The organism is Parabacteroides sp. CAG:2 (assembly GCF_000436315.1).
Lineage (GTDB): Bacteria > Bacteroidota > Bacteroidia > Bacteroidales > Tannerellaceae > Parabacteroides > Parabacteroides distasonis.
The window spans coordinates 119,377-132,354 of record NZ_FR885330.1; the positions used below are offsets into that span (position 1 = coordinate 119,377).

Here is a 12,978-nt window from a genome sequence, read left to right on the forward strand (position 1 = left end):
ATTAATCATTATAAGTCGGCAAGAAAGAATAATCACGGCCATAACGAAGCATCTGGTCCGTATAACCTTCCGTATAGTCTAAGACAATATCGGTAACCTCACCGTTAGAGTTCTTTACCTCTCTCATCACAGGGTTGACAAAACCTTTATAGGGAGCCAAGTTTAACTTAGCATAGCGCTCCAAGACCTCCGCATGCAACTCCGGATCTACTTTCACGCCGTATCCTTCAACAAGATTCTTTCCGGCCGCATAGTCACCCTCACTCTTGATACGTTGAATCTCAGCGAGCAATGTCCCAAACAACTCACGTAACCTTGGATAGTCATTCACAACCACATAGGTCTTTCCATTCCGTTTTTTCAGTTCGATCACATTCGCTTCCTTCCCTTTCTCGTAAGCCCACTTAGCGATCAACTGGCGGTTACGCATATGCGCCTCTTCTACATTCTTGCCTAGCTCGATGCGAACCAACTGGGTCATCAAGCCATTCATTATATATTTATAGTATTCCGACTTATAAGCCTCGCCGTCCGGAAGCAATCCCAGTTCCACCAGCTTCGGATCTGCCAAATAATACAGGCCAAACAAATCCGCACGGGTTTCCTCCAGTGTAGAGCTATAGGCTTTCAGCGCATCCGGGTCCGTATTTTCCAGCAATTTACCGGAACCATGTCCCAGACACTCATGTAAATCCGTATGTAGATTATCCGTTAAGAAACCGTACTGCCTCATACCGTTCCGCTCCACGTCACTCCAAACAAACTCTTCGCTAAAGCCATTTCCTTGAGACGCCTTATCATAAGCCTCCGTGATATTCTCTATCGTAACAGACTTCGAGCCATGATCCCTACGAATCCAATCCGCATTTGGCAAATTGATACCGATCGGGGTAGCCGGATAGCAATCACCTCCCAACATAGATACCGTGATTACCTTAGCGCTAACTCCTTTCACCTTCTCTTTCTTGAAACGCTTATCTACCGGAGAATGATCCTCAAACCATTGCGCATTATCACTGATGATTTTCGTACGCTTAGTCGCCTCCTTATTCGTAAAATTCACGGTAGACTCCCAGCTTGCTTTCATTCCTAACGGATCCCCATAAGTCTCGATAAAGCCATTCACAAAATCCACCTCCGAAGCTGTATCCTCTACCCAAAGGATCGAATAAGCATCGAACGTCTTCAAATCGCCCGTTTGATAATATTCGATCAATTTCCCAATGATCGCTTTCTGCGTATCATTCTCGGCGAAAGGCAAGGCTTGTCGCAATTGATCTACGATTTTTTCTATCGCGGCGGAATAAAGCCCTCCTACTTTCCAAACCTTTTCAACGACCGTACCGTTCTCTTTTACCAAACGGCTATTCAACCCGTAAGAAATCGGGGAAATGGTATCCTTTCCCATTTTCATTTGCGCATAGAAGTCCTCTACCTCTTTCTGACTGATACCTCCCCCGTAATAATTATTAGAAGAAGCTTTGATCAAATCACCGTCACCGCTTTGTACGCTACGCTTTGGCATAACGCCCGGATCAAAGATTACCGGAGCGATCTCGATCATGAACTGATCCACGTTTTGATTCTCACGAAGAGGTAACTTCTTGGCGTCGATTTGGTGAATACAATCCATCAAGAACTCAGGAGAAAACCCCGGGGCAAACTTGTCCAAGGCATAATGATGATGGATACCACTGGAGAACCACACCCGTTTCAAATAGGTTTCCAAAGCCTTGAATTGAGGGTCCTCCCGATCTCCCTTATAATTCGTATAAATAGCCTCCAATGTCCTGCGGATCGCCAGATTATAGCGTCCATTCTGATCGAAGAATATATCACGTCCCATCAAGGCCGCTTCGGAAAGATGATATAATAGTTGCTTTTGTTGCAAGGACAGGGATTCAAAACCCGGAACTTTATAGCGAAGAATCTCCAGATCAGCGAACTGATCCACTACATAATTGAACTCCTTATCGGAATTTTGAGATGCCGTATCCGACTGTTGGCCTGTACAAGCCGTCATAACCATAGCTGTCATAAGCGATAACATTATTTTTTTCATACTTACTACGATTTGCTTTTCCTATAATATATTACATCTAAAGTACATAGTTTGAAGGCCCGCATTCCAATAAGGGCCAACCGCAAAGATAGAGAATATACAGTCAATATCAAAGGTTTGAGATTTTTTCTCTACTTTTGTAAGTTCAAAAGCAAAGACAAAAAAGAGAATGGAAATAGCGGCATTAGTTTCAGGAGGAGTAGACAGCTCTGTCGTAGTGCATCAACTCAAAGAGGCAGGATACGATCCGACCATCTTCTATATCCGTATCGGTATGGAAGACAAGGATGGCTATATCGATTGCCCGGCGGAAGAGGATATCGAGATCACCTCATATATCGCCCGCAAGTATGGATGCCGGTTCGAGATCGTCTCCTTACACGACGAGTATTGGGATCGGGTGGTAAGCTATACGATCGAATCTGTCAAACGCGGTCTTACCCCTAACCCGGATATGATGTGTAATAAATATATCAAGTTCGGTTGTTTCGAGGAAAAATGGGGCAAGGATTTCGATAAGATCGCTACCGGTCATTATGCCACGACCACGGAGATAGACGGCAAGACATGGCTTTCTACTGCCAAGGACCCGGTAAAAGATCAGACTGATTTCTTAGGGCAAATCACCCGCCTACAGATACAGAAACTCATGTTTCCGATCGGGCATTTAATGAAAAGCGAGGTACGTGCCATCGCCGAGGCCCAGAAATTGCCGAGCGCCAAGCGTAAGGATAGCCAAGGCATTTGTTTCTTAGGTAAGATTAACTACAACGACTTTATAGAGCGTTATTTAGGGAAACGCCCGGGAAAAATCGTGGAACTAGAGACGGGTAAGGTCTTGGGTAAACACAATGGATATTGGTTCCATACGATCGGCCAACGTAAGGGATTGGGATTAAGTGGCGGCCCTTGGTTCGTTATCCAAAAAGACATTAAGCGAAATATCATTTATGTCTCCAACGGCTACGACCCGGAAACGCAATATGGCAAGGTGATTAATATGCAAGGTTTCGATTTCATCACGGAAGATCCATGGGGAGAATTTGAGGGTGAGAAAGAAATCACTTTCAAGATCCGTCATACCCCGGAATTTACGCATGGCTACATCCGTCGTATCGGAGATCTATATCGTGTAGAATCCGACGAAAAGATTCAAGGTATCGCTCCTGGCCAATACAGTGTAATCTACGACAAAGACCATCACTTATGTCTGGGCAGCGGCATGATTATTGATGAGACCAAGTAACACATATTCAGATTTATTCTAAATAAAAAACGGTCGCCCTATCAAAGGAAGCGACCGTTTTTATTTTTCTATCTTATTCTATTAAATAGCATACAAAGAGCTGATAGACTCACCACTACATACACGACGGATCGCCTCAGCAAACATGTCAGCGACAGATAATACCTTTACTTTCTCGCATTTCTTAGCGTAAGGAATAGAATCCGTAAAGATCATTTCCGCTAAAGCGGACTGATCTACACGAGTAGAAGCCGGATCAGACATCACAGCGTGGCTGGCGATAGCACGAACAGACTTAGCGCCATTCTCCAACATCAAGTTCGCAGCTTTCGTAATTGTTCCGGCCGTATCCACCATGTCATCAACCAAAAGGACATCCAAGCCCGTCACATCACCGATAATACGCATCTCGGCCACCTCATTGGCACGCAAACGAGATTTGTGGCAAATGACCATCGGCAAGCCTAAATACTTAGAATAGCTGCTGGCACGTTTCGTACCACCAACATCCGGAGTCGCGATACACAAGTTATCCAAAGGCAAAGACGTCTTGATATAATCCAAGAATACGGAAGAAGCATATAAGTGATCCACCGGAACATTAAAGAATCCTTGGATCTGATCCGCATGAAGGTCCATCGTAATCAAACGATTGATACCTGCCGTACTCAACATATCAGCGATCAACTTAGCGCCAATAGAAACACGAGGCTTATCCTTTCTATCCTGACGAGCCCAACCGAAGTAAGGGACTACAGCGATGATTGAATGTGCGGAAGCACGTTTAGCCGCGTCAATCATCAGAAGCAACTCCATCAGATTGTCTGAATTAGGGAATGTAGATTGTACTAAGAATACATCTCTACCGCGGATAGACTCTTCATAAGAAACAGAGAACTCACCATCGGCAAAGTGCTGGATATTCATCTGTCCCAGAGGACAACCTAAACTGTTGCAAATTTTCTCTGCAAGATACCGGGAGTTCGTTCCCGAAAACACCAAGAAAGGAGTTTGTGCACTCATTATTCCGAATATTTATCTTAAAGTGAATAGATTTAAATTGTGCCGCAAAAGTACAAAACTTATTTACAATAACCTCTTTATATTTGGAAAACTTTCTATATTTGCAACCGCAATGATGAAGTATTTACTCTATTTCTTCGTATTGGTAAGTGTATTTCTGACTTCGGGTTCTTCATCAACTCCCGAGAACCAACAGAAATACAACGATATTTACACCATGTACTCTCCGAATGAAGACAAGACGGAATACAATATCCCCCAAGCAGATATCGAACGATACGAAAAAGAGCTATACAACGGAAAACAAAGCTATAAGATGGAAGATGGCTATATCAGGGCTTCACTATTCCGCAACATCTCCACATCAAAAAACTCAAGGACAAACCTATCCTCATCCGCGGAAAGGATCGTACGGTTTATAAAAACTCAATATCCTAAAGAAAGACAAACATTCATTTCATTTTGTATAAATCCCCTTAAGTTCTCCTATGGGTACTATATCTATACTCTAAGACGTATTCTCATTTAAACTCTCTTTCCCCCTTATTTCCATCAAAAAAGTAGAAGATAGCACTTTAATGTCTGCATTCTCACTATTCTTATTTTCTAGATTTCTCAAAGGGAATAGAATAAACATCTATTTTGTTTTCTTATTGGGTCATATAGGATAGTTCTTATCAATTAATAATCAATCTAAAATGGAATTTTTATTAGACTTCATCTTACATATCGATCAGCATATGATCGAGATCGTACAAGAATATCATACTTGGGCCTACGCGATATTATTCCTAATCATTTTTTGTGAAACGGGATTGGTAGCCACCCCATTCTTGCCCGGGGATTCCCTCTTGTTCGTCGCCGGAGCGATAACAGCGTTACCCGGTATGCCTTTAGAGATAAATCTTTTAGCCTTGATATTATTCGCGGCGGCAGTATTGGGAGACTCCTGTAATTATATGATAGGTCATTTTTTTGGTCGTAAACTATTTAACAATCCCAACTCCAAGATATTCAAGAAAAGCCATTTGGACAAAACGCATGAGTTCTACAAAAAATATGGAGGCAAAACCATAATCATCGCCCGATTCGTACCGATTGTCCGTACTTTCGCTCCCTTTGTAGCCGGAATGGGTAAAATGCACTATTACTATTTCATGATCTACAACCTGATAGGCGGCGCTTTCTGGGTACTGCTTTTCTGCTATGCAGGATACTTTTTCGGAAATCTTCCTTTCGTACAGCAGAACCTCAAGCTATTGATCATAGCAATTATATTCATATCCATACTTCCTGCCGTAATAGAGGTAGTACGGGCAAAACTAAAAGCACGGAAAAGATGATGTTATTGATGGAATAAACAGTTCCGCCAAACGTATTACCATCTATAACCCACGCCCCATCTCTTCTTTTCATTTAAATCAAAGGAAAAAGTCACCTAGCTTCATCGGGCAAGTATGTTAAGTTACTTTGGCATTTCACTTAAGTTACTTGCCCGATGAAGCTAGCTGTCCCGTATCAACCACCTAACTCCACCAATGAATTATCTATACAGCACTCCTAAACTTTTCAAGAAAGCTCTTACTTATGGAGAAAAGAGAACTTTAGCATTTTGCCGGAATAAGCCGGGAGTTTCACTTGATAAGGATAAGCGTCTGTTAGCGTACTGATAGTCGTTTCCCCGGTTAACAAGTCGGTCAATTCAGCCGGTTTGTTATCCTCAAAATCAAGAGCCTTGAATGCCTCGACCGGGATATTTACCCATACACATTGGTCGGCACGGTCGAAATTCACGACCACCAGAAGTACCTCGTTCTTCCATTTGCGCAAGAACGCATACTGACGGTTCGGATTGAAATAAGGATTACCGGAGTTCGCGTACATCAAATCATAAAACGCTCCCTCGACAATAACCGGCTCGGATCGTACCACATTCAATAACTTAGCGTACATCTCACGCAACGAGCGTTCTGCCGGCGTTAATTTAGCCCCGTCAAAGAGTCCATTATTATTCCAGTTCCGCAAACTCTCGACGCTCCAATAATCGAAGATGGTCGTACGGCCATCACGTCCACTGAAACCTTCAGCGTCCATTCCTCTTTCGCCAAGTTCCTGACCACTATAGATCATAACCGGATTCGTATTCATGGCAGCGGAGACAATCATGCCCGGAATACCCGGACGAGCATCCCCCGCAAAGAAATCAGAAGCGACACGCTGTTCATCGTGATTCTCCAAGAAATTCAACATATTTTTCTGGATACCCTCCAACGATTGCCAACAATGCGATATATTACTAGCCGGAGCCTGTCCGCACATCACCGCACGAACCGTATCATAAAGACCAACCTTGTCATACAAATAATCAAAGTGTCCCGTATAAATATAATTCCTATACTCATCCGGATTATACACCTCCGCTATAAAGATCACATCACGCACCTTCTTCACCTGAGGAATCACCCAGTTCCAAAACTCTACCGGGACCATCTCAGCCATATCACAACGAAAACCATCCACCCCCTTATCAGCCCAGAACAACAAGATCTCCAACATTTTCTCCCACGTATTGGGAATGGTATTGAAATGGCAAGCACCACCGTGCATATAATCCACGCCGTAGTTCAGCTTCACCGTCTCATACCAATCGTTCTGGCTTGGATAGGCATCGAAATGATTGTTACCGGTCACCTTCGCCGGAAACTCACTATAGGCAAAATCCTCCTCACGCTGCGGATCAAAACGAAGCGTCAAGGTTTGCCCCGGAAGATAATAAAAGTTATTATTCACATCAAAAGCCTTGGACACATTATCCGTTTGACCTAAGTCCTCCACGAAAGGTTCCCGTGCGTCCGAGAAATATTGACGTGCTACATGGTTGGGTACAAAATCGATAATAACCTTCATCCCAGCCTCATGCGTACGTTTCACCAAATCCTCGAACTCACTCATACGGTTCTGGATATTATCCGCCAAATCCGGATCTATATCATAGTAATCTTTTATAGCATATGGAGATCCGGCCTTACCTTTTACTACGGCAGAATGGTCTTTCCGGATGCCAAACATGGTGTAATCGGTTTTTGTAGCGTGCTCTATCACCCCTGTATACCATACATGAGTAACACCTAGTTCTTTGATTTTGGATAAAGCCAAAGGAGTAAAAGCCGAAAACTTACCCACTCCATTCTCGGCTAAACTACCATTCATTACAGGAGATGGTCGCAGATTCCCAAACCAACGCGGGAATACCTGATAAATTACCATCTTGTTTTTTTGTTCCATTGCGTTCATCTATATATAAAGTTTTTGTGGGAAAGCGCTTTGTCCAGACAGACGATTTGTCACGGCATCAGGCCTTTCTTTCTTGCCGCGATCGCTTTCACCAAGGTTTCATATTTATTCTCATCCAACACTTTCTCAAAGCAACGGGCAGCGGCGGAATAGCCAATATTACAAATCACGTCTACATTCTCAAGATCGAATGTCTTATATAAGCCAAACTCCTCCGCTTCTATTAAGACATCACACATCTCTCGATCCTCCAGCGTATTTGCCCGGAACATATAATGATAAGAGCGCTCGGCGATATGGAATATGGTCTGCTTATATTTTTGCGGGATCAACGGGCTTACGTTCACCCCAATAATACGCTCACATTCCTCACGGATGATGGAGACCGGAAAGTTGTGAAATAATCCTCCATCCACATAATGAACGCCATTGATGACTACAGGACTGAAAATAATCGGGATACTACAAGAAGCTGTCACCGCCTCAACAATAGGACCACTCCTAAATTCATGGCTTTCGCCATTATCCAAATCAGTCGCGACAACCACCAGAGGAATTTGCAAGTCCTCGATGTTCTTGGTCCGCAAGTGTCGCCTCAAGAAATAACGAAAGCGCTTACTATCGAACAAACCCGCCTTAGGAATCTGCAACTGGGCGAATTCCGAGAACTCACGTCCGGTAAAAAGCTCTTGGATCTCCGCCGCCGAATAACCATCGGCAAACAAAGCGCCCATTAAAGCTCCCGCGCTGGTACCGACTATAATATCCGGTCTTAGCGCACATTCTTCCATCATTCGAAATACGCCGATATGCGCAAAACCTTTCGCTCCGCCTCCGCTAAGCGCCAAGCCCAACCTATAGGGTTTATGGTTTGTCTCTTCTGCCATTTATTTCTTGTCTCTTAATCTGGTAACAAATATGCTGTTTTTTTTAATTAGAAACATTATTATTAGGGAAAAAGTTTCCATCCTCTTTTATTTTTGCTACATTTACACGGAAAGCAAAGGTGTTGTCACATTGTTTTCTTAAGTATAACATTAAATCTACCATGTTATGATTACGAGTATCTTCTGGATTATCCCGTTAGCGTCTGTCCTAGCGCTAGCATTCGCCTGGTTCTTCTTCAGGCAAATGATGAAAGAGAGTGAAGGAACTGAGTTGATGAAAAAGATCGCCTCCTTTGTACGTGAAGGGGCGATGTCGTATCTGAAACAGCAATACAAAGTAGTCGCCTCGGTTTTCGTTGTCCTAGTAATCTTATTCTCTATTATGGCCTATGGCTTCCATGTTCAAAACGAATGGGTTCCGATCGCCTTCCTGACAGGAGGTTTCTTTTCAGGATTAGCGGGTTTCTTAGGCATGAAAACAGCGACTTATGCCTCGGCCCGTACAGCGAACGCAGCCCGCACTTCCTTGAATAAAGGTTTACAAGTGGCTTTCCGAAGCGGGGCGGTCATGGGCTTAGTAGTCGTTGGGCTTGGATTGCTGGATATCTCATTCTGGTATATCCTGTTAAATGCTTTCATCCCAGACGAGGCTTTGGACCCGACCCATAAACTCACCATTATCACGACAACCATGCTTACATTCGGAATGGGTGCCTCCACGCAAGCCTTGTTCGCACGTGTGGGAGGAGGAATCTATACGAAAGCCGCCGATGTCGGAGCGGATTTAGTAGGTAAAGTTGAGGCTGGGATCCCGGAGGACGATCCTCGTAACCCGGCGACAATCGCCGATAACGTAGGCGACAATGTAGGTGACGTCGCCGGTATGGGAGCCGACCTATATGAATCTTATTGCGGTTCCATCCTAGCGACCGCCGCATTGGGAGCCGCCGCATTCGTTTCTTCCGGAAGCGTAGAATTACAATATAAGGCGGTTGTCGCCCCAATGCTTATCGCCGCTGTCGGTATCATTTTATCTATTATTGGTATTTTCGCCGTCCGTACGAATGAGAACGCGACGATCAAGCAACTACTGAAAGCCTTAGCCATAGGAACGAACTTGAGTTCCGTATTGATCGCTATCTCCACGTTCGGGATTCTTTATGTATTAGGCATGGAGAATTGGTTCTGGATCGGTTGTTCCGTGATCGTAGGTCTGCTAGTCGGAATCGTGATCGGGCAAGCGACGGAGTATTATACCTCCCAGTCCTATAAGCCGACCCGGCTGGTTTCCGAATCGGGGCTGACAGGCCCGGCAACGGTTATTATCTCCGGTCTCGGACTAGGGATGCTCTCTACGGCCATCCCGGTACTTGCCGTCGTGGTCGGTATTATTTGTTCCTTCTTGTTCGCCTCCGGATTCGACTTCACGAACGTGGGCATGGGATTATACGGAATCGGTATAGCTGCCGTAGGTATGCTATCGACCTTAGGTATTACGTTGGCTACAGACGCTTACGGTCCCATAGCGGATAATGCCGGAGGCAACGCCGAGATGTGTAACCTAGGGAAAGAAGTCCGCAAGCGTACAGACGCATTGGATTCATTAGGAAATACGACTGCCGCTACAGGTAAAGGTTTCGCTATCGGTTCCGCTGCGTTAACCGGCTTGGCTCTGTTGGCCTCTTATGTAGAAGAGATCAAGATCGGTTTGCTCCGTTTAGGAGAGACCGTCCTGAACTTTACCGATGGCAGGAGTATCGAAATATCTAAAGCCTCATTCTCGGACTTTATGGTATATTATGATGTTACCTTAATGAATCCTAAGGTTTTAGCCGGAATGTTCCTAGGTTCCATGATGGCATTCATGTTCTGTGGCCTTACGATGAACGCTGTAGGACGTGCGGCCGGGCACATGGTGGAGGAAGTTCGCCGTCAGTTCAAGGAAATCAAGGGTATTCTGACTGGAGAGGCACAACCGGATTATGCCCGTTGCGTTGAGATCTCGACGAAGGGAGCGCAACACGAAATGGTACTTCCCTCCGTTTTAGCTATTATCGCCCCCATCTTAACGGGACTCATATTTGGTGTGACAGGCGTTGTCGGACTATTGATCGGTGGATTAAGCACGGGCTTCGTATTAGCCGTATTCATGGCGAACGCCGGAGGAGCATGGGATAACGCAAAGAAATTCATCGAGGAAGGAAACCACGGCGGCAAGGGTAGCGAGGCGCATAAGGCAACCGTTGTCGGCGATACGGTTGGCGATCCGTTCAAAGACACTTCCGGCCCGAGTTTGAATATCCTTATCAAGTTGATGAGCATGGTAGCGATCGTGATGGCGGGATTGACGGTGGCTTGGAGTTTGTTTTAATAGTTGACCGTTAGTAGTTGGCAATTGACAGTTAGAGAAGTAAATCGACAATTTAATAGAGAAAACTAAATAATTGTCAATCATTGACTGTCAATTGTCAACTGTTTTGTATTTTTGCGTCGTAAAAACATAAAACAATTCAACAATGTCAATCTCACGCTTTAATGCTGTGGAGAAGGCATCCAACCGAAAGGCCGTGGAAGCCGTTACTCCCGAACACAAAGTATCTGAGTACTATGGCGAGAATGTCTTCAACCGGAAGGCGATGCAAAAATATCTCTCCAAGGAAACGTACAAAGCCTTGACCCACGCCATTGACAATGGCACACCTATCGACCGGGAAATCGCCAATCATGTGGCAGCCGGCATGCGTATGTGGGCACTGGAAAAAGGAGTCACTCATTATACCCACTGGTTTCAACCGCTTACCGATGGCACCGCCGAGAAGCACGACGCTTTCGTGGAACACGATGGTAACGGTGGCATGATCGAGGAGTTCAGCGGCAAATTGCTTGTCCAGCAAGAACCGGACGCTTCCAGTTTCCCGAACGGTGGACTTCGTAATACCTTCGAGGCCCGCGGCTACTCCGCTTGGGACCCCTCCTCTCCCGCTTTTATCGTAGATGACACACTTTGTATCCCAACCGTATTTATCGCTTATACCGGCGAAGCACTGGATTATAAGACCCCACTGATCCGCTCTATCGAAGTATTGGGAGAAGCCGCCAAGGACGTATATAGATATTTCGATGAGGATGTCAATAAGATAATTACTTACCTAGGTTGGGAACAGGAATATTTCCTTGTTGACGAAGACTTGTATTCCGCTCGTCCGGATCTCTCACTGACCGAGCGTACCTTGCTCGGACATGAGAGCGCGAAGAACCAACAATTAGACGACCATTATTTTGGCGCTATCCCCTCTCGTGTACAAGAATTCATGAAAGACTTGGAAACCGAATGCTATAAACTAGGTATCCCGGTAAAGACCCGCCATAACGAGGTAGCCCCCAATCAGTTCGAGCTAGCTCCCATTTACGAGGAATGTAACCTAGCCAACGACCATAACCAATTGTTGATGTCGGTCATGAAACGTGTAGCCCGCCGTCATAATTTCCGTGTATTATTGCACGAGAAGCCATTTAACGGGGTAAACGGTTCCGGTAAACACTGTAACTGGTCTATGGGAACAGATAAGGGGGTAAATTTATTCTCTCCGGGTAAAGACCGTGAGGACAACCTGCGCTTCATCACTTTCGTGGTGAACACCATCATGGCCGTTTATAAATACAACGCTTTATTAAAAGCGAGTATCGCTTCCGCCACGAACGCGCACCGCCTAGGCGCGAACGAGGCACCTCCCGCTATCATCTCCACTTTCCTCGGAACGCAAATCAGCGAGATCTTGGATAAATTCGAGAATAGCTCTATCGAGGACGCTATCGAGGTAGACGATAAAAAGGGCTTGCATCTTGGCTTCGGGCAGATCCCCGAACTGCTGTTGGACAATACGGATCGTAACCGTACCTCTCCTTTCGCTTTCACCGGAAACCGTTTTGAGTTCCGTGCCCCGGGCTCTTCCGTGAACTGCGGATCGGCCATGTTAGCGTTGAACTCCGCCGTAGCTTATCAATTGCAACAATTCAAGAAGGACGTAGAGGCTTTGCAAGCGGAAGGAAAAAGCAAGGAAGTAGCGATCTTCAAGGTGCTGAAAGCCTATATCAAGGAATCTAAGCCGATCCGCTTCGATGGGAACGGTTATTCGGACGAATGGAAAGAGGAAGCCGCCAAGCGAGGTCTGGATTGCCAAAATAGTGTTCCCTTGCAATATGACGCTTATCTTAAACCGGAGTCGATCGAGATGTTCACGTCTACCGGCGTACTTACCCAGAAAGAATTGGAAGCGCGTAATGAGGTAAAATGGGAAGTCTATATCAAAAAGGTACAGATCGAGGCTCGGGTATTAGGGGATTTATCCTTGAACCATATCATCCCGGTAGCCGTTCGCTACCAGAGCGTATTGCTGGATAATATAGCGAAGTTGAAAGAGACATTCGGCGATGACCCGGAATTCCGCAATATGTCGGAAGAGCCC

General features: G+C 45.2%; 9 protein-coding genes and 1 pseudogene. 6 read left to right on the top strand and 4 right to left on the bottom strand.

Annotation, left to right across the window (positions count from 1 at the left end; all coding sequences use genetic code 11):
• Position 1: 1 nt before the first annotated feature.
• A complete protein-coding gene (locus tag QVP94_RS18585) occupies positions 2–2,062 on the bottom strand; it encodes a dipeptidyl-peptidase 3 family protein (protein WP_036632976.1) in 2,061 nt (686 codons plus the stop codon).
• A 169-nt stretch (positions 2,063–2,231) separates the two neighbouring features.
• Here QVP94_RS18585 and mnmA point away from each other — a divergent pair, with 169 nt between their 5' ends.
• Positions 2,232–3,308, top strand: coding sequence for a tRNA 2-thiouridine(34) synthase MnmA (gene mnmA, locus QVP94_RS18590; RefSeq protein WP_005858803.1), 1,077 nt, complete (start codon positions 2,232–2,234; stop codon positions 3,306–3,308).
• A gap of 81 nt (positions 3,309–3,389) precedes the next feature.
• Here the strand turns inward: mnmA and QVP94_RS18595 are convergent, their stop codons facing one another.
• Positions 3,390–4,331, bottom strand: a complete 942-nt coding sequence (locus QVP94_RS18595) for a ribose-phosphate pyrophosphokinase (protein ID WP_005858805.1) — start codon at positions 4,329–4,331, stop codon at positions 3,390–3,392.
• A gap of 115 nt (positions 4,332–4,446) precedes the next feature.
• Here QVP94_RS18595 and QVP94_RS19425 point away from each other — a divergent pair, with 115 nt between their 5' ends.
• The 3 genes and pseudogenes from QVP94_RS19425 to QVP94_RS18605 all read left to right on the top strand — a co-directional run.
• On the top strand, positions 4,447–4,860 hold the full coding sequence (locus QVP94_RS19425; RefSeq protein WP_488199320.1) for a DUF8440 family protein: 414 nt from the start codon (positions 4,447–4,449) through the stop codon (positions 4,858–4,860).
• A 169-nt stretch (positions 4,861–5,029) separates the two neighbouring features.
• Positions 5,030–5,674, top strand: coding sequence for a DedA family protein (locus QVP94_RS18600; protein WP_022193206.1), 645 nt, complete (start codon positions 5,030–5,032; stop codon positions 5,672–5,674).
• A pseudogene (locus QVP94_RS18605) lies at positions 5,670–5,738 on the top strand (DUF47 domain-containing protein); the annotation flags it as partial. The gene QVP94_RS18600 and the pseudogene QVP94_RS18605, both read left to right, overlap by 5 nt.
• 174 nt (positions 5,739–5,912) lie before the next feature.
• Here QVP94_RS18605 and QVP94_RS18610 read toward each other — a convergent pair.
• Both QVP94_RS18610 and QVP94_RS18615 read right to left on the bottom strand, forming a co-directional pair.
• Positions 5,913–7,616, bottom strand: coding sequence for an alpha-amylase family glycosyl hydrolase (locus QVP94_RS18610; RefSeq protein WP_008777935.1), 1,704 nt, complete (start codon positions 7,614–7,616; stop codon positions 5,913–5,915).
• Positions 7,617–7,675: 59 nt separating this feature from the next.
• Complete coding sequence (locus tag QVP94_RS18615) at positions 7,676–8,512, bottom strand: patatin-like phospholipase family protein (RefSeq protein ID WP_005858815.1); 837 nt, start codon at positions 8,510–8,512, stop codon at positions 7,676–7,678.
• A 166-nt stretch (positions 8,513–8,678) separates the two neighbouring features.
• On the opposite strand from QVP94_RS18615, the gene QVP94_RS18620 reads away from it, so the two are divergent.
• Together QVP94_RS18620 and QVP94_RS18625 are read left to right on the top strand one after the other, a co-directional pair.
• Positions 8,679–10,883 (top strand): sodium-translocating pyrophosphatase, encoded by a 2,205-nt coding sequence (locus QVP94_RS18620; RefSeq protein ID WP_005858819.1) that lies wholly within the window; start codon positions 8,679–8,681, stop codon positions 10,881–10,883.
• A gap of 145 nt (positions 10,884–11,028) precedes the next feature.
• Positions 11,029–12,978, top strand: a 1,950-nt coding sequence (locus QVP94_RS18625) for a glutamine synthetase III family protein (RefSeq protein ID WP_288213317.1), incomplete at its 3' end; no start/stop codon positions are given.